The 21362-nt window shown below is 42.0% G+C and carries 21 protein-coding genes; 1 reads left to right on the forward strand and 20 read right to left on the reverse strand.

Features of this window, described 5'->3' with window-relative positions:
- Nucleotide 1: 1 nt before the first annotated feature.
- The 20 genes from glpK to trxB form a co-directional block, all read right to left on the reverse strand.
- On the reverse strand, nt 2–1516 hold the full coding sequence (gene glpK / locus OCV43_RS12670; RefSeq protein ID WP_262624259.1) for a glycerol kinase GlpK: 1515 nt from the start codon (nt 1514–1516) through the stop codon (nt 2–4).
- 69 nt (nt 1517–1585) lie between these two features.
- Nucleotides 1586–2785 (reverse strand): homoserine dehydrogenase, encoded by a 1200-nt coding sequence (locus tag OCV43_RS12675; RefSeq protein ID WP_262624260.1) that lies wholly within the window; start codon nt 2783–2785, stop codon nt 1586–1588.
- Between the two features lie 7 nt (nt 2786–2792).
- Complete coding sequence (locus tag OCV43_RS12680) at nt 2793–3236, reverse strand: ACT domain-containing protein (protein WP_022243550.1); 444 nt, start codon at nt 3234–3236, stop codon at nt 2793–2795.
- A gap of 184 nt (nt 3237–3420) precedes the next feature.
- Nucleotides 3421–4242: a TPM domain-containing protein gene (locus OCV43_RS12685; protein ID WP_262624261.1), complete on the reverse strand. Its 822-nt coding sequence runs from the start codon at nt 4240–4242 to the stop codon at nt 3421–3423.
- Complete coding sequence (locus OCV43_RS12690) at nt 4236–5330, reverse strand: TFIIB-type zinc ribbon-containing protein (protein WP_022243552.1); 1095 nt, start codon at nt 5328–5330, stop codon at nt 4236–4238. The genes OCV43_RS12685 and OCV43_RS12690 overlap by 7 nt, the downstream gene beginning before the upstream one ends.
- Before the next feature lie 18 nt (nt 5331–5348).
- Nucleotides 5349–6686, reverse strand: a complete 1338-nt coding sequence (locus tag OCV43_RS12695; protein WP_262624263.1) for an SPFH domain-containing protein — start codon at nt 6684–6686, stop codon at nt 5349–5351.
- A 36-nt stretch (nt 6687–6722) separates the two neighbouring features.
- The gene (locus OCV43_RS12700; protein ID WP_022243554.1) at nt 6723–7481 is read right to left on the reverse strand and encodes a TIM44-like domain-containing protein; all 759 of its coding nucleotides are present in this window, start codon (nt 7479–7481) and stop codon (nt 6723–6725) included.
- 1 nt (nt 7482) lies between these two features.
- A protein-coding gene (gene prfB / locus OCV43_RS12705; protein WP_416906631.1) for a peptide chain release factor 2 occupies nt 7483–8611 on the reverse strand; the annotation gives its coding sequence in 2 pieces (ribosomal slippage) (nt 7483–8547 and nt 8549–8611; 1128 coding nt in all).
- A 245-nt stretch (nt 8612–8856) separates the two neighbouring features.
- The gene (locus OCV43_RS12710) at nt 8857–9558 is read right to left on the reverse strand and encodes a DNA alkylation repair protein (RefSeq protein WP_022243556.1); all 702 of its coding nucleotides are present in this window, start codon (nt 9556–9558) and stop codon (nt 8857–8859) included.
- Complete coding sequence (locus OCV43_RS12715) at nt 9551–9715, reverse strand: hypothetical protein (protein WP_262624264.1); 165 nt, start codon at nt 9713–9715, stop codon at nt 9551–9553. Before OCV43_RS12715 ends, OCV43_RS12710 begins: the two co-directional genes overlap by 8 nt.
- Nucleotides 9715–11013, reverse strand: a complete 1299-nt coding sequence (locus tag OCV43_RS12720) for a S41 family peptidase (protein ID WP_262624265.1) — start codon at nt 11011–11013, stop codon at nt 9715–9717. Before OCV43_RS12720 ends, OCV43_RS12715 begins: the two co-directional genes overlap by 1 nt.
- 16 nt (nt 11014–11029) lie before the next feature.
- Nucleotides 11030–12247 carry a murein hydrolase activator EnvC family protein gene (locus OCV43_RS12725; RefSeq protein WP_022243559.1) on the reverse strand — a complete coding sequence of 406 codons (1218 nt, stop codon included), beginning with the start codon at nt 12245–12247 and terminating at the stop codon, nt 11030–11032.
- 79 nt (nt 12248–12326) lie between these two features.
- The gene (gene ftsX / locus OCV43_RS12730; protein ID WP_262624266.1) at nt 12327–13232 is read right to left on the reverse strand and encodes a permease-like cell division protein FtsX; all 906 of its coding nucleotides are present in this window, start codon (nt 13230–13232) and stop codon (nt 12327–12329) included.
- The gene (gene ftsE, locus OCV43_RS12735) at nt 13222–13905 is read right to left on the reverse strand and encodes a cell division ATP-binding protein FtsE (RefSeq protein WP_022243561.1); all 684 of its coding nucleotides are present in this window, start codon (nt 13903–13905) and stop codon (nt 13222–13224) included. Before ftsE ends, ftsX begins: the two co-directional genes overlap by 11 nt.
- A 22-nt stretch (nt 13906–13927) precedes the next feature.
- Complete coding sequence (locus OCV43_RS12740) at nt 13928–15016, reverse strand: PucR family transcriptional regulator (RefSeq protein WP_117696702.1); 1089 nt, start codon at nt 15014–15016, stop codon at nt 13928–13930.
- Between the two features lie 150 nt (nt 15017–15166).
- Nucleotides 15167–16039, reverse strand: coding sequence for a YitT family protein (locus tag OCV43_RS12745; protein ID WP_022243563.1), 873 nt, complete (start codon nt 16037–16039; stop codon nt 15167–15169).
- A gap of 9 nt (nt 16040–16048) precedes the next feature.
- Nucleotides 16049–16720 (reverse strand): WecB/TagA/CpsF family glycosyltransferase, encoded by a 672-nt coding sequence (locus OCV43_RS12750; RefSeq protein ID WP_022243564.1) that lies wholly within the window; start codon nt 16718–16720, stop codon nt 16049–16051.
- 641 nt (nt 16721–17361) lie between these two features.
- Nucleotides 17362–18357 carry an L-glyceraldehyde 3-phosphate reductase gene (gene mgrA, locus OCV43_RS12755; protein ID WP_262624267.1) on the reverse strand — a complete coding sequence of 332 codons (996 nt, stop codon included), beginning with the start codon at nt 18355–18357 and terminating at the stop codon, nt 17362–17364.
- A gap of 399 nt (nt 18358–18756) precedes the next feature.
- Nucleotides 18757–19998 carry a C40 family peptidase gene (locus tag OCV43_RS12760; protein WP_262624268.1) on the reverse strand — a complete coding sequence of 414 codons (1242 nt, stop codon included), beginning with the start codon at nt 19996–19998 and terminating at the stop codon, nt 18757–18759.
- Between the two features lie 125 nt (nt 19999–20123).
- Nucleotides 20124–21035, reverse strand: a complete 912-nt coding sequence (trxB, locus tag OCV43_RS12765; RefSeq protein ID WP_416906632.1) for a thioredoxin-disulfide reductase — start codon at nt 21033–21035, stop codon at nt 20124–20126.
- Nucleotides 21036–21167: 132 nt separating this feature from the next.
- On the opposite strand from trxB, the gene OCV43_RS12770 reads away from it, so the two are divergent.
- Nucleotides 21168–21362, forward strand: coding sequence for a YjfB family protein (locus tag OCV43_RS12770; protein ID WP_022243568.1), 195 nt, complete (start codon nt 21168–21170; stop codon nt 21360–21362).

A 21362-nucleotide genomic window follows, 5' to 3' on the forward strand; every position in this document is an offset into this window, starting at 1 on the left:
CTTACGCCTCTTCCTCTTCTTCTGTATCTTTTGCCCATCCAAAGGCATATTTTACTGCCTTCTTCCAGCCTTTTAATTTCTTCTGTCTCTCTTCCTCTTCCATCTGTGGATGGAATACCCGCTCTATCTGCTGGTTCTTTATCACATCTTCTTTGGTCTTCCAGTAGCCTACTGCAAGTCCTGCCAGATATGCTGCACCTTTTGCTGTTGTCTCTACACATGCCGGACGATTGACCGGTGCCTGTATCATGTCTGACTGGAACTGCATCAGGAAATTATTAGCACTGGCTCCTCCATCTACATTTAAGGAACGGATTTCGATTCCAGCATCCGCTTCCATGGCAGAGATAACTCCTTCCACCTGATAAGCAATAGATTCCAGAGTTGCCCGGATGATATGATTCTTATTGGTTCCTCTGGTAATTCCTACAATTGTTCCTCTTGCATACTGATCCCAATATGGTGCACCCAGTCCGGTAAATGCCGGAACCACATAACAGCCATGAGTTCCTTTTACTTTGGTCGCCATATACTCTGAATCCGATGCGGAGTCAATGAGACGCATACCATCACGCAGCCACTGGATTGCCGCACCTGCCACAAAGATAGAGCCTTCCAGTGCATAATTTACTTTGCCATCCAGCCCCCAGGCAATGGTGGTGACCAGTCCGTTTTCTGAAAATACCGGACGTTCTCCTGTATTCATCAAAAGGAAACAGCCTGTACCATATGTATTCTTCGCTTCTCCTTCGGAAAAGCAGGTCTGTCCGAACAAAGCTGCCTGCTGGTCTCCTGCTGCACCGGCAATCGGTATCGCACTTCCAAAATATGCCGGGTCTGTATAACCATATACACAGCTTGACGGCATCGGCTTTGGCAGCATGCTCTCCGGAATATCAAGCTCTGCCAGAATATCTTTATCCCAGGTTAATGTGTTTATATTAAAAAGCATGGTTCTTGACGCATTGGAATAATCGGTTACATGTGCTTCCCCTTTCGTCAGTTTCCAGATCAGCCAGGTCTCTACCGTTCCAAAGAGCAGCTTTCCTTCTTCCGCTAATTTCCTTGCACCCTTCACATTATCTAAAATCCACTTGATTTTCGTTGCCGAAAAATAGGCATCAATAATCAATCCTGTTTTCTTACGATAGGAATCTTCCAATCCTTTTTTCTTTAACGCATCTGCAATATCAGCGGTCCGGCGGCACTGCCAGACTATCGCATTATAAACCGGCTCTCCGGTCTCTTTGTTCCATACAATTGCCGTCTCTCTCTGGTTGGTGATTCCAATGGCTGCAATATCTGCTGCCGTAGCACCAATCTTAGACATTGCCTCTACTGCTACCCCAAGCTGCGTCGACCATATCTCATTGGCATCATGTTCTACCCATCCTGGATTCGGAAACATCTGACGGAATTCTTTTTGTGCCATACTGCAGATTTCACCGTCTTCATTAAAGAGAATACACCGGTTGCTGGTGGTTCCGGCGTCTAACGCCATAATAAATTTTGACATAAAAATACCCTCCTGAAATTATATTTATACCCTTAGTACAATTATAATTTCCAGGAGGGTTTTTCGCAACTATTTTACACGAATCATCTGAAGAATATCAGCAAGTTTTGCTGCTTTCTCTTCATATGCTGCTTCTGTCATTTCTTCTGTTACAAATCCAAGTTCTCCGTTTACACCTTCTGCTGCAACGAACTCAACTGCTCCGAATGCATTCTTTACTGCTGCTTCGTCTGCTTTGGTACGGACAAAGAAACGGTTGGTTACCATCTTATAATCTGCAAGCTCTAATTTCTCCGGTCTCCATTCCATTGGAAGGTTGGTGTCTTTGAATTTTGCAATTTCAACCATATCAGCCACAACAGCACTGGCGGTTGGAAGTTTTCCTGCTCCACTTCCGTAGAACATTGCATCTCCTAATACATTACCATGTACAAAAATTGCATTAAATACATCATTCACCGGATACAGTGGATGCTCCTGTGGAAGCATACATGGAGATACCATTGCACAATAGCTGTCTCCTACTTTACGGCTGGTTGCCAGTAATTTAATGGCTTTACCCATTGCTTTTGCATATTTGATATCTGTTGCACTGATTTTGGTAATTCCTTCCGTATGAATGTCACTGAAGTCTACCTGTTGTCCGCATACTAAAGAGGTTAAGATTGCAATCTTACGGCATGCATCAAAGCCTTCTACATCGGCAGTCGGATCTTTCTCTGCATATCCTTTATCCTGTGCATCCTTTAATACATCTGCAAATTCAGAACCCTCTACGCTCATCTTGGTAAGCATATAGTTGGTAGTTCCATTTAAAATACCGGTAATCTCTTCGATTACATCTGCAGTCAGGCAGGAATTTAATGGGCGGATAATCGGGATACCGCCTCCTACGCTGGCTTCAAACAGGAAATTCACATTTTTCTCTTTGGCAAGTGCAATCAGTTCTGCACCTTTCTCTGCTACTAATGCCTTATTTGAAGTTGTTACATGCTTTCCTGCCTCTAACATGGCACGGACAAAAGTATATGCCGGTTCTACACCGCCCATTGTCTCAACTACCATGCCAATTTCAGGGTCTTCTGCAATTACTTTGTAATCATGCACGATTTTATTCTGAATCGGGTCTCCCGGGAAATCCCGTAAATCCAAAACATATTTTACTTCGATTGCTTCGCCTGCACGTTTTGTAATGCTGTCATGATTAATGTTCAATACTTCTACTACTCCGGAACCAATTGTTCCATATCCCATTACTGCTGCTTTCATTGTTGTTTCACTCCCTGGCTAATATTTTCAGATAATGTATTCCATCCTGTCCTTCAATCTTATCTACCATCTGTGACAAATCTCCTGTCTCCGGCAGAATATCAATACTCAGTGTCAGGGATGCAATCCCGTTTACCGGTATGGACTGGTGGATAGTTAATATGTTGGCATGAAACTCTGCCACAATATTCAAAACGGTTGATAATAATCCCGGCGTATCATCCAGCTGGATTACCATCGTAATTGTTCTCCCCTTCGCATTGTCGTGAAATGGAAAAATATCATCTTTATACTTATAAAATGAACTCCGGCTGATATCTACCTGCTCGGCTGCTTCCTGTACAGATGTTACACGTCCGGATTCTAAAAGACGTTTCGCTTCCACTACTTTCAGCAATACCTCCGGTACAGCCTTCTCTTTCAACACAAAATACTTCGTATTCTCTGCCATATTCCCCTCCGACTGTTTGTGGTACAAACACAACTGTTTTCACCAGAAAGATGATAGCACATATATACAGCCATTACAAGTAAATTTCTCTTTTTTATACAAAAGTACCCATATGGAACCTTTTTCGGATTCCATATGGGTAAATTGACGAATTTTTATATTTGCTTTCCTTATCCGAAAGCTCTTAGAATTTACGGCTTCCGCCTCCGGTGCTTCGTCCTCCTGCTCCGGTATGTACTGTTGTTCTGCCGGAACCACTTCCACCACCAGAAGATTCCCTCTGGATATGACGATGGGTTACTACCTGATTTACAAAACGGTCAGTACTGTTTGTAAGATTTACATGGCTGTTCTTGTGATAATCATATTTGTACTTATCAAAATGCAGGCGATATTTTCCAATGGTGATTCCACAGAATGCACCACCGATACCCAATGCCACCAGTAAGGTAATCAGGATTTCAAACCAGGTCAGCGTATTTTTCTCGTAGTAATCATATTCCCCGGTTTCTTCATCGTAATTATACTGACCAGAAGGCACACCCTGTCCGTAATAATATTCTGCCTCATCAATCATTGCCTCCATGGCATCTGCATACTCTGCATCTCCCATATAATTGAAGCCTTCATCCAGAATACTTTCTACTCTTTCATCCGTATAATAGCGGTTTGCTTCTCCAAAATGAACCACTGCGATTTCACGGTTATCCATGTCAATGACAAAAGCAACGCCATCCATGCCGGTGGCATACTGGTCAAAGGTATTCTCTCCATACTCCTGGGAAGTATACCCCTGCGCATCCTCTGTGGTAAATGCATAAATTTCCCAGCCGGTCTCACTGGAAAAATCGCTGATTTTTTCACTGATGGAATCTGCTTCACTCTGGTCAAAAAGCTCTGCATCATCATAGACGAAAGCTGCTTTTGGCTCTGATGCCATAACAGGAACAGCAAATAACATACTGCATAAAAGCAGTAATGGTACGATTATCTTTTTCTTTACCATATCAGCAGCCCTCCTAACAATCCAAGTACCAGCACTGCTGCTGATATGATTCCACTAACCAGAGTCAGCTTCTTATAATCTACCGGAAGTTCTCCACATACTTTTCCGGTCTGTCCATTCATGGAATAGTAATACATCTTGCCGTTATTGGCACGATAGGTGATGGTCCAGATTGGAAGAAGCACATAATTCCAGTTCTCACTGCCATTAGAAAATCCGCAGTTATGTACCTTCACACCGTCGTAGCCGGATACGCTTTCCCGCAAGAGCCTGGTTGCATAATCCTTTGTCTCTCGTCTTGCTTCCTCGGCTACGCCTTCTTTTTCAATATCACGCTTCTCTGCCTGGAAGCCGGAAAGATACCCCATGGAGAAATCCTTCATCTTGTCAAACTGATATGGCAGTACACCCTCTACCAGCTCTTTGTTAGCTTTCTGTAATGCATTCAGTTCCAGATTGGAAAGAGATACATCTCCGCCACGTTCTACTTCATAGAATTTTGTCTCGGTATATTCTTCATCTCCGGAACGCCATACCCGGACACGGGTTGCCTCTGCCGAAAGATTACCGTTCATCCTGGTATCATAAATCCAGAACGGAAAGTATACACCGGATAATTTATCAATTTGTTTCTTATTGAAAAATGCCTTTGGAACAAACTTTTTCCTGCCTACATATTCCATAAAACGTTTTTCTGCTTCTTTACGGTCAATTGCAAACGGAATGACCTTATTCGGCATATAGTTTCCGGATAATCTTCCGGAAAGCACTACCGGATTGTGGCAATAATAGCAGAAGGTTGCCGCCGTGGTTGCATCTGTTACAATCTGCGCACCACAGCTCGGGCAGGTATAAATGACTGCTTCTTCCTCTGTCTTCTTCTCTTCCTGTGTTCCGTCTGTATTCTCAGGAGCCTGGCTTCCATCCATGCTGCCGGCAGGTTTTTCCTGTTCCTCCGCCGGCTTCATGGCATCCAGTTCTTCCTGTGTAAATTTTGAGCCACAATATTCGCATTTATATGCGCCGGAAGCAGGGTCAAAAATCAGTTCGCCATCACAATTCGGGCACTTAAAACTAATTACTGACATGCAGTGCTCCTTCCTCCCTTATGGTCTCTGTTTTCCACAATTGCTGCAGAATTTTCCGGTATTTACTGCTCCACATTCGCAGGTCCAGTCTGCTGCCGGAGCCGGTTTTCCGCAGTTAGTACAGAATTTTCCGGTATTTACCGCTCCACACTCACAGGTCCAGTCTGTCTTTACTGCCGGTGCAGGAGCCGGTTTTCCACAGTTACAGCAGAATTTTCCGGTATTTGTTGTTCCGCATTCACAGGTCCACTCATTGCCTGCCGGTGCTGCTGCCTGCTGTGCCGGAGCTGCCTGTTGAGCCGGTGCTGCCTGCTGCACGCCTGCTGCTCCGCCTGCCATCTGTGTTCCATTATTCATCTGCTGATTCTGCTGCATGCCTGCAGTCATCTGATTTAAGCTGTCCATGCTGCTGTTGAATGCATTCATTCCCATTCCAACACCCATAAATCCGGTCATTGCACCTGCTGCATTAGAACCTGCATCACGGATACCTTCCGTAATATTTCCAACAGCAATACCACGCATTACATTCGGGTCACTACCCATCATTGCACCTTTGTTACGCAGATTGATAAGGTTAGTGGATTCCTCGTCGTAAGAGATGCTTGCAATACCTACTGCCTGAATCTCCATACCACGCATCTGGTTCCATTCCTCATCAAGAGTTTCTGACATGTATTTACTCAGCTCGCGTCCCTTGGATGATACATAGGAAATGCGGACACCATCTGCAGATAACTGATTGATGGATGTCTGTAATGCTTCTAAGAATTCAGAGATATACTGTTCATTGATATCTGTGATTTCTACCCTGTCTTTGTTTCTTGGAATTGCTTCTGCATAGAAACGAATCGGGTCTACAATCTTAATGGAATAAGTTCCGTGTGCACGCAGGAACAATTCTGCATTGTAGAAATTATCAAAATAGTTGATTGGATTTCTTGTTCCGAATTTGATTCCCTTGATTTCCTGAAGATTTATAAAGAATACCTTCTGTTTATCCGGTGTCTGACCACCAAATTTGATACGTGCGAAGGAATCTTTTAAAGTATCCTTTAACTGTCCGTTAAACAGGGATGGCAAAGAAGAATTATCTACTTTGTAATATCCCGGCTCTGCAGTATAGTCTACGATTTTTCCACCATCTACTAACATCATAAACTGATTATCATATACATGGATGATGGAACCATTAGATACGGTATCATCAGTTCCCTTTGTATTCTGTCCACGGCGAATCAACACACCTCTGGTAAAGACGGTCTGATCTCCCATATCATCCGGCTCGATTACCTCTAACCACTGATCTGCAAAACTTCCTCCAACTGCCTGTGCTACTGCTTTAATTAAACCCATAACAAACCTCCTGTTTTCTTATGTTATATACTTTCATTACACCTTTTGGTATGTAACTTCGTAAAAATGCTGCAGAGACCAAACCTGCATATTGATTGGTATTACTTCACTGCCACAGAACTCACAGTATTTCGCTCCAAGAGATGTAACCGGAGCACCGCAGTGCGGGCAGGTAAGTCCTACCCCTTTATCAGCACTGACTTTGCTCTCATCCTGGATATACATCAGTTCCATGTTGTACTTGGTCTGTTCTAACAAATCTTTTTTACCGGAAATCAGTTTTCCGTCTTTTTCTTTATAGTGAATATGCTCCACTGCACTCTGTAGTGTAATAATGCATTTTCCCTTTTGTTTTTCATATCTGGCAATCTCAGTCTGATGAACACGGATACGTTCATATACCTCATTTACACCTGCTGTCTGATTCTGCTCAATTCTTGCTGCCACTTCTTCTTTAAGTGCTTCCGACAGGCTCTCTGCCCTTCCTATACTATGTGCGGAAATTGCCATCAATGACAATTTCAATGCATCTTCTGCCTTATTTTTAAACTGCACCCAGTTAAATTCCGGGAAATCCCGCTGTATCTGTGGTTCTAATAATCTTGTCATTCCGGATACGGAACATGGTGTCACAGACAGCTCCTCTTCCTGTTTCTTCCAGCCTTCCACTAAAGAATCTGTTCCAAAGAGATCCTGCGAAAATTTTCTTACTTTATTTTTCACATAGAAAAACACGCCTGCTATCACTCCCACAATGACAAGAATAATGACCAGTGGTATGATTACTTTTTCCATCTTACTCTCCCATCTTCTCCGGACAGCCCAGTGACAGCCACTTTAAATATCCATTAATGAAAATATCAATATCTCCATCTAATACTGCATCTGTATTTCCCGTCTCTACGCCGGTTCTGGTATCTTTTACCATAGTATACGGCTGCAATACGTAGGAGCGTATCTGATTTCCCCAGCCAATTTCTGTGACTTCGCCACGGATATCTGCTGCTTTATCTGCATTTTCCTGCTGTTTCAATAAATATAGCTTGGATTTTAACATCTGCATTGCCTTGTCTTTATTCATGTGCTGGGAACGCTCATTCTGGCAGGTTACTACAATTCCCGTCGGAAAATGGGTAATCCGGATTGCTGAAGATGTCTTATTGATATGCTGTCCACCGGCTCCACTGGAACGGTAGGTATCAATCCTTATATCTTCATCCTTTACTTCAATATCAATGTCTTCTTCAATATCCGGCATCACATCACATGATACAAAGGAGGTCTGACGCTTTCCTGCCGCATTAAACGGTGAAATCCGCACCAGACGGTGTACGCCTTTTTCTGATTTCAGATAACCGTAAGCATTTTCTCCGTTTACCTGAAAGGTAATGGATTTGATTCCTGCTTCATCTCCATCTAAGGAATCCAGTACTTCAATGGCAAATCCTTTATCGGATGCCCATCTTGTATACATACGGTATAGCATGGATGCCCAGTCACAGGATTCTGTTCCGCCTGCTCCTGCATGTAAGGATACAATTGCATTGTCTTTATCATATTCTCCGGATAACAGGGTTTTGATCCGAATCTTTTCAAACGCTTCTTCGTATTCCTTTATCTCTTCTTCGATTTCCGGAATCAGGGAAACATCATTCTCTTCATCTCCCATCGCAATCAGTGTTTCAATGTCGGAAAGTTTCTCTTCCAGCTGTGCACAGACTGCCACGTCATCCTTATAGCTTTTTAACTCCTTCATCTTCTGCTGGGACACTTCTGCATCATTCCAGAAATCTGGTGCTTCCATCTCCCGTTCCAATTCTTCGATTTTTTTTGACTTATCTGCTAAGTCAAAGTGAATCCCTCACTTCCTGCAGTGGAGCCTTATAGGTTCCCAATTTGTATCGGTATGCGTCCAATTCAACCACAGTATCACCAACTTTCTTATATTCTTATGATTTTCTGTATAACAAAGAATGTGCCTTGGCACATTCTCGCGCCTGCGCGGTCGCTTGCGACATTTACCTTATACGCCGCAGTGCGCATCCCCGCGGAGCGTTTTTTCGCTTTACAGGAAAGCAATTTCCTGTAAAGTAAGAAAAACCACTATAAACATTATAGTGGTTTCCCGGCTTCGAATCAATTATATTTTCCTTAATATTGGTTGAAAAGTCTATTTTTCTGCTTTCCGTTTCATTTTTAAGAGCATTTCCTTATCCTCTTTGGTCACGCGATAGGATTCCCTGATTTTCTGTATCGTCTTATTGTAAGTCCAGTCATCCAGATGATTTGTCCTGAGATAGGAAAGTGTTTTATCCCGGAACTTCACAAAACACACGGACAAATTCCAGGCTACTGCCATTTTCACATAATAGGCTTCCTGATGAATCTTATCCACCTCTTCTAAGACAAGGTCGATATAGTCTTCCATAATAAAATGATCTAATAACATCACAACGCCAAACCGGATGAAAAATTCTTCGTCACTGCGAAGATAAGGCAGTAAATATTCTAAAACTGCCTCCGGCTCTTTTCTGGCAATTTTTAAACTTGCACAGGTGCTGTCACATACCGACCAGTTCTTAATCTTTGGAAGAAAGGCATCAAGATACGGACGGATTCCTGCGAAATCACTTTTCACATAGCCTAAGGTCATGCCCTGCAACATGGTCTCTTCCATGGAATCATCCGATGCCTGTAAAAGGTAAGTCTGCCAGTCTCCTTTTGCTAATTCTTTTGCATAAGAACGAAGTAAGGGCAGCCTTACTCCAAGCACATGTTTTTCCCCCGGAATCAATCCGGCGGAAAAGGTGCCAAAATCCGGTTCTGCCCATTCCATTAACTGCTGCCGAATCTTTTCATTTAATTCACTCATGATTTATCTCTGTTGTAATTTCTGTATTCTGTGCATTGTCATGCTCTTCCGCATCCTGATACATCCCATTAAGTACGAGAATGGTAACTACCAAAAGAATTACTGCCACCACATAGCGAATGATAAGTTTTTTCTTCTCTTCGTCATTCATCTTCATTATTCTTCTCCGTTCAATACTTCAATGGCTTTTAATATCTGATTATCCTGCATCTCATCATAAGTACCCTCGGTATCTCCGGTGTACTCATATTCAATTTCAACATCCGGTGTAATTCCGGTTCCATGGATGTTATCACCGTTTGGTGTATAATATTTTGCTACCGTAAGCTTAATGGCACTGCCATCCTTTAACTGCATGATATTCTGCACAATGCCTTTTCCAAAGGTTGTGGTTCCAATCAGTGTTCCATAATCAAAATCCCGGATGGCTCCTGCAAATATCTCGGATGCACTGGCGGAATTGCCATTGACTAATACTGCAATCGGCATATCAAGATAATGCTCTGCATCAGAAGTATAATCCTGACGGTTGCCATATTTATCTTCCGTATAAACAACGGTTCCTTCCGGAAGAATCATATCCAACATCTGCTGACAGGATACTACCATTCCGCCGCCATTATCACGTAAATCAATAACCAGCTTCTCCATACCCTGACCCTGTAAATCTGTAATTGCATCCGAAAACTGGGTTGGTGTATTCTCTGCAAATTCAGATACCTGTATATATCCGATATTGTTTTCTAACATTTTATAAGCTACTGTTGGAATATCTACTTTGGCACGGGACACATCAAATTCCAGATTTTCTGATTCCCCTTCTCTTTCAATTACCAGATGAACGGTGGTTCCCTCTTCGCCACGGATGTTGGTTACCAGTTCCGATAGTTCCATAGAAGTGGCTTCAATATCATCTACCTTGACTATCTTATCGCCTTCTTTTAATCCTGCTTCCTGTGCCGGAGAATTATCATAAATATGGGTAACGGATACTTCCATGGTATTCTTATCCTGGGTAAGTCCTGCTCCGATTCCATAATAATTTGCATGGGTGGATATCATGATATCTTCATATTCTTCCGGGGTATAATACTCACTGTACGGGTCTCCGATCCCCTCAAACAAGCCTTTATACATTCCGTTAATCAAGTCTTCCCGATCCACATCTTCATAATAATCTGCATTAATCTGGTCTGCCAGATTGTCAAGCTTATTGATGACATCCTTTGAAAGCAGATCACCATCTGATGCTGTTACCGTCTGGCTGCCTCCTGTTCCACCTTTTCCACCAATTACCACAGCACCACTGTAAATACCAATCAATAATACAATCAGTAATACCGCCATGACCGAAGCAGCACCGGTAATCGCACCACGCCAGTAAGTTCTTCTCTTTTCCTTTATTTCCTGCCTGATTGCTTCTGCTGAATTTGTCTCTTCCCTTATTTCGTCCATCTTTCTTCCTCTTTTACTATTTACTCAGATAATTCCATGGGCTTACATAGCTTCCATTTAAGGATACGCCAAAATGTAAATGATTTCCAGTAGATATACCGGTACTTCCTACCTGGGCTATCGTCTGTCCCGCCGTGACTTTATCACCGGTGGATACCAAAAGTGCCGAAGCATGCCCATATACTGTATATAGCCCGCTGCCGTGGCTGATCATTACATAGTTGCCCATTCCATTATTATAGCCTGCATAGGAAACCGTTCCATCTGCCGCCGCCACAATACTCGCACCATAGCTTGCCCCAATATCCAGTCCCTTATGATTAGAGGATGCTCCCTGGGTCGGAGATAATCGCGTTCCGTAATCACTGGTTACCCTGGTACTGCTCGGACACGGCCATACAAAAGCCCCGCCACCGTATACATCTCCGGGAGTCGTATCCGGAGTAGTTCCATTTTCCTCTGCTTCCTGTCTTCGTTTCTCTTCTTCCGCTTTTTTTCTGGCTTCCTCTGCCTGAATCTGCGCAATAATTTCATTCTGTGCATCAATCTCTGCCTGTACTGCATCTGCATCCGACTGTGCCACCGTAATGTCACTCTTTACCTTATCCAGTTCGTCTTCCTTGGCATCCATCAGAGCCTGCACGGTCTGCTGCTGGGATTCTACCTGTGCCTTCAATTCTTCCAGCTCTGTATATTGCTGTTCTAACTGTTCCTTGGCATCTGCCACGGTCTGTACACTGTCATTGTACTGCTGCAGCATATCTCTATCATATTCTGAAATCTGCCGGATATATTCTGCCTGATTCAAAAATTCTGTCATACTGCCGGATCGAAAAAAAGCTTCCAGATATGACATTTTTCCACTATTTTCATACATGAACTGAATCCTTTTGCTCATAGCTTCTGCCTGGCTTGCCACATCCGCCTGGGCATCCTCTAATTCGCTCTGGGTATCTGTAATCTCGGCACTCTTTTCCTCTAACTGTGCCTGTGTATTGGTAATTTCAAGAGAAATGCTTGTAAGCTGCTGATCTAATTCCTTTACCTTCGTCTGAATATCAGCCTTGGAATCTTTCAGCCCATCAATGACACCTTGGGCCTCCTCTAACTGCTTCTCTAAATTTTCTTTTTCCTTCTGTGCATCAGACAGGCTGCTGGCAGATATCTCCATCACCGGAGAAAGTAACATCACAGCTGTCAGTATTGCGGTTGTTACTTTTCTTCGTATCTTCATCTTATTCTCATCACCTTTTATATATTCAAAACAGGGTATCCCTGTGACTGCCCCAGTACACAGGCGATACCCTTTGTCCTTATACTTTCAAATGCTTCTTAATAGTCAGCCGGCTGCCAACAAATCCAATTCCCACTCCCAACAGCAGTGAAATTGGAACCAGACTGTGAAACAGTTCTGCAACCGGAATAAAATTCATAATATTATCTAAAAAGCTGAATTTGTCCGCTACATATACTATAATCTTGCCATACATGAAGTAAAGCAGAATCAGTGGCAATGCAGAACCCAGAAGCCCAATCAGCACACCCTCTACTACAAATGGTGCCCGCACAAAAGAATCCGTAGCTCCAATCAGCTTCATAATCGCAATCTCTTCTCTTCGTACCGAAATGCCAACTGTAACGGTATTACTGATTAAGAAGATAGCAACCGCAAGCAGGATTAAGATAATGCCTCCGGAAACATACGCAATCAGTTTATTAAAATCAGACAATGTATTTGCCACCACTGCAGAATGATGCACTTCCCTTACGCCATCTAAGGACTCTAAATATGTAACCAGTGCATCCTGCATGGAAACATCTTTCATATAAATTTCATAACTGGCAGAATTAGCAAGTGGATTCTCCGCAAATCCCTCTGCTGCTTCTTCTGAACCACCAAAATATGTCTCTTTACACCTTTCCCACGCTTCATCTGCGGAAATAAATTCATAGCTGGCAACTTCCACACGCTTACCAATTTTATTACCAATCTCATCTATCTGTTCCTGCGAGATTCCCTCATTAAAGAAAACAGATATTGCAACGCCTTCCTCTGCCTCTTTTACCATTGACTGGAAGTTTTCTACAATCGAATAGAAAAGTCCAAACAAAAAGATACAGGCACACATGGTCGCAATAGATGCTACTGAAAACATTTTGTTACGCCAGATATTCTTGATACCCTGTTTTATTGAATAGAAAAACGAACTAATCCTCATCGCTGCAATCACCTTTCTCGTCACTGATAATGACGCCTTTCTTCATTGTGATTACACGTTTCTTCATTGCCTTGACAATCTCAAGATTATGTGTAACAACGACTACTGTCGTTCCCTTCTGGTTAATCTCCTCTAAGAGCTTCATGATTTCCCATGCATTATGGTTATCAAGATTACCGGTCGGCTCATCTGCCAGAAGAATCTTCGGCTGATTTACCAGTGCTCTTGCAATGGCAACCCTCTGCTGTTCTCCACCGGACAACTGTTTTGGATAAGATTTATATTTGGCAGCCAGCCCTACCATAGATAACATGGTCGGTACACTGCTTCTTATGAGCCTTGCCGGAGTACCTATTACCTTCTGGGCAAATGCTACATTCTCATATACATTTCTGTCTTTTAAAAGGCGGAAATCCTGGAACACAACACCTACATTACGCCGATATTTCGGTATCTGTTTTCTCCGGATTGCATTTAAATTACGGTTGTTAATCGTAATAACCCCTTTGGTCGGCTCTAATTCTTTTAACAATAATTTAATCAGTGTTGACTTTCCGGAGCCGCTGTTTCCAACGATAAAAACAAATTCCCCTTCTTCTATATTAAGACTGATATCATTTAATGCCGGTATTCCTGCCGAATATGACTTGCTTACATGTTCAAGCTTAATCATGTGTTCCTCCTAAAACTACTGCTTAGTAATCCAATGTCTCCATATATTTCATGTATTTTACTACCATTAACGCAATTTTAAATGTAATGGCATCTTCAAATACCCGAAGATCTAAGCCTGTACTTTTCTGCAGTTTATCCAGACGGTATACCAGTGTATTTCTGTGTATGTATAACTGTCTGGATGTTTCTGAAACGTTCAGGCTGTTTTCAAAGAATTTATTGATGGTAGTAAGTGTTTCTTCATCAAAATCATCCGGAGATTTTCCATCGAAAATCTCTTTGATAAACATTTTGCAAAGTGGAATCGGGAGCTGATAAATCAGACGTCCAATTCCCAGTGCAGAATACGCAATAATATTCTTCTCTTCAAAGAATATCTTTCCTACATCCAATGCCATTCGGGCTTCTTTATAAGAACGGGATACTTCCTTAATCTCATTTACTACGGTACCATATGCGATATAAGCCTCGCAGTCTTCATCTGCCTTGAACAGATTTAAGATAACTTCTGCCGTTTTCTCCAAATCCTCATAGGTCTCATTTTCTGCAAGTTCTTTTACCACAATGATATTTTTCTCATCTACCGCTGTCACAAAATCCTTGGACTTGCCGCCAAAGATACTGCGTACTTTTTCCAGTTCATTTCCGTCCTTTTCCCGGTTGGTTTCTACAACATATACCACGCGGCGTACTTCCGTCTCAATATGAAGCTTCTTCGCACGGTTATAAATATCTACTAAAAGAAGATTATCCAATAAAAGATTCTTAATAAAGTTGTCCTTATCAAACCGTTCCTTATATGCTACCAGAAGATTCTGAATCTGGAAACCAGCAATTTTTCCCACCATATACACATCATCACTGTCACCATTTGCCAGTAAAACATATTCTATCTGATGATCATCAAAAACTTTAAAGAACTGGCATCCCTGAATCACCTGACTGTCTGCCGGAGATTCTACAAATGCCAATGCAGGATTGATATAATTATCTGCATCGGGAAATGTGGTTGCCAATACTTTCCCCTCAGTATCGATAATGCACATATCCACTCTTGTAATCCCTTTCAAACCGTCAATTGTGTTTTGAAGTATCTGATTTGAAATCATACTTTTTTCTCCTTCTCTTATCAATATCGCCCCAGTTACTGGACAACTTTCACAAAAAATTCGCATCCTTTTGTGAAAGATAAAACTCTTTGAATCCTATTTTAATGCAAAACGTCAAAAAAATAAAGAGGAAATGTGAATATTTTTATGCTAATATTCCAAAAAACCTTCTCCCAGCACTTCCCGGGCATCCGTCACAATTACAAAAGCTTTCGAGTCAAGTTCCATTACTATCTCTTTTAACTCTACAATTTCCTTTTTCGACACTGCACAAAAGAGTATGTCCTTCTCATTTCCGGAATACATTCCCTTTGCATGAATCGCCGTAACACCGCGGTTCATCCGGTGCATCAGTGCATCTGCCACTTCAGCGGCATCTTCCGTAATGATATACGCCGCCTTGGAATATTTGATACCTTCCATAATTGCATCCGATACTTCCGTTGTTATAAAAATTGCCACCACAGCATATAACGCCGGCTTTACTCCAAAGAAAAACATTCCGCTTAACACAATAATACCATCTAACACCAGCATAATCTGTGCAATGGTATATTGTTTAAGAAAACGCTGTAATAAAGTGGCTACCATATCTGTCCCTCCAGTAGAGGACTTCGTCACCAGAACCAGACCGATTCCCGCTCCGGAGATGCATCCGCCATAAATAGCTGCCAGCATATAATCATCCTGGGCTATATTCCAGTGAGGCAGTACCAGAAGCCAGAAAGACAGCATTACCATTCCATATAATGCCCGCCACAAAAATTTCTTTCCCTTTCTTCTCCATGCGCATAAAAAAACCGGAAGATTCAGCGCCAGGTTCGTAAACCATAACGGAATTCCTCCGGGAATCCATTTTACTGTCAGTTGTCTGATGAGAATTGCAACTCCGGTAAATCCACCAACAACCATTCCTACCGGGTCATAGATGGACTGAATTGCTATACCCATAAGGCAGGTTCCTGCTGTCATACACAAATAATCCACTATGGCCGGTCTTTTATATCCCAGACCCATAACCATCCGTTTCCTTTAATCTTTATTATATTTGTGTAATTTGCTCTGCAGTTTCTTCTTATGAATCAATCTGCCCGCTATCTGGGATATTCTGCTGATACGGGAACGCGGTGCATAATCACTGCTCAACCCATACCATATTTTAGCATCCAGTTTGCTTTTATTTTCTGTCAAAAACTGTTCCTGTAACGGAGACGGCAGAATGGAAAAAATAACATCTGCACTGGCACTGTTAATCTCATTTACCACACTTTCAAAGTCATTGGACTTTTCCTCTATCGCACAATGACCTGCCACCTCAATCTGTTCGTATTTTCCTACAAGGAAATGCTCCAGCTGTTCTTCCTGAGCAATGGTTTCTGCCAACAAAAATACTCTCTTATGGTTACGGATAATCCGCTTGATGAATTCCCTGAAAAAATCATGATTGATTGTCTCACTGATCCGCTGGCTGGAATGAACATCTGCCGCAATCAGAATCTCCTTCTCTCCGATTACCGCAAGATCCAGCTGTTCCATGCACGCCCGTACTGTTTCATCCCGTCCTGCCAGTTCTAGCATCTTCATATCTATGGTCTCTATGGTATTCATTACCGTGTTATCCAGATAATTTTCTACCTGCATCATTGCTTCACGGACTGTATAATTATCTACTTCTATTCCCAGTATATCGATTTTCTTTAACATCTTACACCTGTCTTATTCTGTGCATTTTCATGCGCTTTTATGCAAGTAGTATAGCAAAAGCTCCTGTTTTTTTCAACCATTGTGCAAATTTTCTGTAATTATTTTCTCCGATTGCCTTTTTACACCTTTGTAAATAAACTGACATTTTCAGACAATTTTATATGATTTTTTCAATATTGCAATGTCAATAGATTTTGTATATTTTTTTGAAAAGTTATCAACTTTATCATTTGTTCACAAAACATCTGTTCTTATTTTTTGCTATGTAAACCTATATTTTTCTCCTTTTTTCTGTGGATAATGTGTATAACTTGGTGTATAACTCCTTTTTTTCGATATTTCCACATTTTTCGATGTGGATAACTTTTGGGACTTTTTTATAATTTCCAGCACTTTTTTTCGACGTTCTTTTCTTTTTTGTGCATATTGTATATTTTCAAAAAAGAAGTGTAAAATTGTCTGATTGCAATTTACACTTCTTTTCCGTCAAATGAATTTCTTTTCCACTTTTCAAAATAGTCCCTCTTCCCCATATGTATATTTACATAATATCATATTCGTTCACATAACTATTTTGATTAGAAAATTGTATGAACAATTCCTTCTATTCTTTTTTCTAAAACTGCATCTGCGTCCAGGATTCAGGCTCTGCAGACAGCTTCGATTTCTTCTAACTCTTCCGTGGTAAATGCCGGTGCATCTACAATCTTTAAATTATCTAATATCTGCTGTGGACGGGATGCGCCAATCAGAACACTTGCTACCGTCTCATCCCTTAATATCCAGCTTAATGCCATCTGTGCCAGTGTCTGTCCACGGCGCTTTGCAATTTCATTCAGGCTCTTAATCTGCTGCATTCTTGTTTCCGTAAGGTCGGATGCATGAAGGAATCTTCCATCTCTTTTAATCCGGCTGTCCTCAGGGATTCCATTGAGATATTTATCCGTCAGCATTCCCTGTGCAAGTGGAGAAAATGCAATCACACCTTTCCCCTTCTCTTTTGCAGCTTCTAACAAGCCATTATTCTCTACCGTACGGTCAAAGATATTATAGCGGTTCTGGTTTATCACAAAAGGGCACTTTAAATCTTCTAAGATTTCAGCCGCCTGTTTCATATATTCTCCATCGTAATTAGAGATTCCTACATATAGTGCTTTTCCGCTTCTTACAATCTGGTCTAATGCCAGCATGGTTTCTTCCAATGGCGTATCCGGATCCATTCTGTGATGATAAAAAATGTCCACATATTCAAGTCCCATACGTTTTAAGCTCTGGTCTAAGCTCGCAATCAGATACTTCCTGCTGCCATGATCCCCATAAGGTCCCGGCCACATATCAAAACCTGCTTTCGTTGTAATTAACAATTCATCGCGGTAGGCATGCAGTTCTTCCCGCATGATCCTGCCAAGATTACTCTCTGCACTGCCATATTCCGGGCCATAATTATTTGCCAGGTCAAACTGTGTGATTCCATGGTCAAATGCCGTAAAACACATCGCCTTCATGTTCTCATAATTATCATTGGTTCCAAAATTATGCCAGAAACCAAGGGACAATATTGGAAACAACAATCCGCTCTTTCCTACTCTTCTGTATTTCATGGTTTCATATCTTTGTTCTGATGCTGTATATTCCATCTGTGGTAACCTGCCTTTCCTTTCATTCTATAATAATGCGCCTCCGCCACTTTATTGGCTGATTTTATTATAATTGCAGTTTTTCCAGATAAAAATAGAATATTTTTTATTAACGTATCAAATTTTTATATCTGCTTTTTTCCAAATGTCTACCTGCAGTGTGCATCCTCGCGGAACGTTTTTTACTTTACAGGAAAGCAATTTCCTGTAAAGTAAAAAAAGGACTGTTGCAACCGCAACAGTCCCTGTTTATCTTTTTCAATATTATTTCATCCTTAATTTTACCATAAACTACGAGAAACACGCTTTGCGAGTTTCTCGAGTTATCGCGGTGCTCGCCAAATCTGCATGCAAGCATGCGATTTTTCTCGCTACTCGCGTAAATCAAATCCGGACATCCTAGAAAATACGTCTTACGGAAAGAACTGGCTTATAGTCAATCGGTGATGTAAATTTGATTCCTGAAGATGGTGTGCTGGCATGTACGATTGTGTTGTTACCAACATAAATTGCAACATGTCCGCTATAGCATACGATATCGCCCGGCTGCATCTGGTCTGTACCAACTTCATATCCGCAGCCTCTCATTGCTCCTGAAGAATGTGGTAATGATACTCCAAACTGTGCATACACACTCATTACAAATCCGGAACAGTCTGCTCCGTTTGTTAAGCTTGTTCCACCTGCTACATATGGATTACCAACGAACTGGCTTGCGAAGTTTGCAACTGCTGCTCCATCAGATCCGGATGGTGCATTGTATGTAGATGTACCACCAGATGTACTGGAGGATGAGCTGCTGCTCTTAGAAGATTTTTCTGCGGCTTTCTTTGCGGCTTCTTCTGCTGCTTTTCTTTCAGCCTCTTCTTTTGCAAGTCTTGCGGCTTCTTCTTCTTTGGATTCTGCCTGAACGAATTCAGTAGATAATGTTACATAATCAGCGGATACATATCCCTCGCCCTCTTCGATGGAAACTTTTACCCATCCATCTACAGACTCATCTGTAACTGTCAAGTCATCCAGTCCTGCAACCATTCCAAGTTTCTTAGAATCGGTAGAAGGCTCTGTTCTCACAAATAAAGTAACTGCATCTTCATTTACAGTTGCTACACGACGTCCGACGGAACGGGCCAGTTCTTCGTTGCCGACTACTACATATTCACTCTTAACGTAACCGGTAACGGTACCAGAAGTAATCTGATACCAGCCATCTACGGTCTGCTGGACGGTTGCTGCTGAATTATTATAAAGCTTACCAAGCACCTCACTGTCTTCTGATGCTTCGCTTCTGATATTTACATAGTTATCAACCTGTGCAATTACCACATTTGCGAACGGATCTTCTTCTGCCGGCTGTGCCTCTTCTGCTGTATCCTGCTGTGCTGCATCCCCTTCTGTAACAACAGGTGTGTCATTATTCTGTGCAGTTGCCACATTCGCCTTTGCTACAAGCTCACTGCTTGCCATATAATTGCTGAATGTCAAAGAAAAACCTGCTACTAATGTGTCATTGGAAGCCCCCACTTCCATTGCTGAAGTAACACCTGCGACTGGTGCTGCATATGTTGTTGTATTGCTTCCAGTGATTAATAATGCGCTTGCGAGTCCGCAGGCTGTTAATCTTAACGCTTTCTTATACATAAAAACCTCCAAACCTAACGATTTGTTACAAATTTATTACATTTATTACAGAGTCATTATAGCGCAGCTAATCTATCATGTCAACCTAAAATTCCCGCTTTTTTTACATCATTCTTTCCATTCTTTTACGAAATTGCTCCATCACTTTCCATAGAAGCAATGGCATTGGCGCCATCTGCTACTGCAGTTACCACCTGACGCAGCTGCTTGGTTCTGACATCTCCCACTGCATATATTCCAGGCACACTGCTCCTTCCATCCTCTCCGGCTTTGATATATCCTGTATCATCCAATGCCAGATCCGGTATTACTTTTACGGTATTCGGTGCCATTCCCACAGCAATAAAAATGCCATTTACCGGAAGCATTTTTTCTTCCTGTGTCTTCTTATTTAATATTTTGATTTTCTCTACCATTCCTTCACCGCAGATTTCCTCTACTACGGTATCATATAATATTTCAATTTTTTCATTTGTCTGCACCTGCTCCGCCAACACTTTTGCGCCACGGAAACTGTCTCTCCGGTGAATGAGGTATACTTTTTCACAACCTCTTGCCAAAAAGAGGGCATCCTCTAACGCAACATCACCACCGCCTGCCACCGCAACAGTCCGATTCCGGAAAAATGCTCCATCGCAGGTAGCACAATACGAAACTCCCATACCGGTAAGTCTTTCCTCCCCCGGTACCCCAAGCTTCCGGTAAGATGCTCCTGATGCAATGATTACTGCTTTTGCTTCATACTGTTTCTGATTTGTTGTTACAAGTTTCTTTTCCTGCTTATCCTCCACCGATACGACCTGTTCCTTTGCAAAGGTTACACCGCTCTTTTGGGCATGTTCACGCATCTTCTGCGCCAGTTCAAATCCACCAACTCCCGGCAGTCCCGGATAGTTGTCCACCTCACTGGTATTGACAATCTGGCCTCCACTCATAGGTTTTTCTTCTATTATAAGTGTATCAAATTTTGCTCTTCCTGCATAAATTGCTGCTGACAGCCCCGCAGGACCGCTTCCTATTATTATCACATCATACATGTTATGGTTCCTCCATTTCTTCAGCAGGATAAGTATACCACCTTTTCCAAAATATATGAATGTTTCCTTGCTTTTTCTAATCTGCCATGCCATAATGAAAGTACATATCAAAGCAGAAAGGATGTGACTGATATGGATATTGCAGCATTAAACAATACTGCTTTAAGCGCACTCAACAGTGCCTCTACTCCAACCAGCGAAGCGATTGGAGTTGCAATGCTGAGTAACCAGCTGGATGTCAGTCAGAGTATGAGTGACAGCCTGATTCGTGCCATGGAATTGTCTGTAAATCCTGCTGTTGGCGGGAACTTTGATGTCTCCGTTTAA

Origin of the sequence: Roseburia amylophila (genome assembly GCF_025567465.1) — a bacterium.
Classification (GTDB): Bacteria; Bacillota; Clostridia; order Lachnospirales; family Lachnospiraceae; genus Roseburia_C; species Roseburia_C amylophila.

Bases quoted from the DNA above. Each gene is read 5' to 3' on its own strand.
- glpK (WP_262624259.1), bottom strand. From the start codon at position 1,516: ATGTCAAAATTTATTATGGCGTTAGACGCCGGAACCACCAGCAACCGG.
- OCV43_RS12675 (WP_262624260.1), bottom strand. From the start codon at position 2,785: ATGAAAGCAGCAGTAATGGGATATGGAACAATTGGTTCCGGAGTAGTA.
- OCV43_RS12680 (WP_022243550.1), bottom strand. From the start codon at position 3,236: ATGGCAGAGAATACGAAGTATTTTGTGTTGAAAGAGAAGGCTGTACCG.
- OCV43_RS12685 (WP_262624261.1), bottom strand. From the start codon at position 4,242: ATGGTAAAGAAAAAGATAATCGTACCATTACTGCTTTTATGCAGTATG.
- OCV43_RS12690 (WP_022243552.1), bottom strand. From the start codon at position 5,330: ATGTCAGTAATTAGTTTTAAGTGCCCGAATTGTGATGGCGAACTGATT.
- OCV43_RS12695 (WP_262624263.1), bottom strand. From the start codon at position 6,686: ATGGGTTTAATTAAAGCAGTAGCACAGGCAGTTGGAGGAAGTTTTGCA.
- OCV43_RS12700 (WP_022243554.1), bottom strand. From the start codon at position 7,481: ATGGAAAAAGTAATCATACCACTGGTCATTATTCTTGTCATTGTGGGA.
- OCV43_RS12710 (WP_022243556.1), bottom strand. From the start codon at position 9,558: ATGAGTGAATTAAATGAAAAGATTCGGCAGCAGTTAATGGAATGGGCA.
- OCV43_RS12715 (WP_262624264.1), bottom strand. From the start codon at position 9,715: ATGAAGATGAATGACGAAGAGAAGAAAAAACTTATCATTCGCTATGTG.
- OCV43_RS12720 (WP_262624265.1), bottom strand. From the start codon at position 11,013: ATGGACGAAATAAGGGAAGAGACAAATTCAGCAGAAGCAATCAGGCAG.
- OCV43_RS12725 (WP_022243559.1), bottom strand. From the start codon at position 12,247: ATGAAGATACGAAGAAAAGTAACAACCGCAATACTGACAGCTGTGATG.
- ftsX (WP_262624266.1), bottom strand. From the start codon at position 13,232: ATGAGGATTAGTTCGTTTTTCTATTCAATAAAACAGGGTATCAAGAAT.
- ftsE (WP_022243561.1), bottom strand. From the start codon at position 13,905: ATGATTAAGCTTGAACATGTAAGCAAGTCATATTCGGCAGGAATACCG.
- OCV43_RS12740 (WP_117696702.1), bottom strand. From the start codon at position 15,016: ATGATTTCAAATCAGATACTTCAAAACACAATTGACGGTTTGAAAGGG.
- OCV43_RS12745 (WP_022243563.1), bottom strand. From the start codon at position 16,039: ATGGTTATGGGTCTGGGATATAAAAGACCGGCCATAGTGGATTATTTG.
- OCV43_RS12750 (WP_022243564.1), bottom strand. From the start codon at position 16,720: ATGTTAAAGAAAATCGATATACTGGGAATAGAAGTAGATAATTATACA.
- mgrA (WP_262624267.1), bottom strand. From the start codon at position 18,357: ATGGAATATACAGCATCAGAACAAAGATATGAAACCATGAAATACAGA.
- OCV43_RS12760 (WP_262624268.1), bottom strand. From the start codon at position 19,998: ATGTATAAGAAAGCGTTAAGATTAACAGCCTGCGGACTCGCAAGCGCA.
- trxB (WP_416906632.1), bottom strand. From the start codon at position 21,035: ATGTATGATGTGATAATAATAGGAAGCGGTCCTGCGGGGCTGTCAGCA.
- OCV43_RS12770 (WP_022243568.1), top strand. From the start codon at position 21,168: ATGGATATTGCAGCATTAAACAATACTGCTTTAAGCGCACTCAACAGT.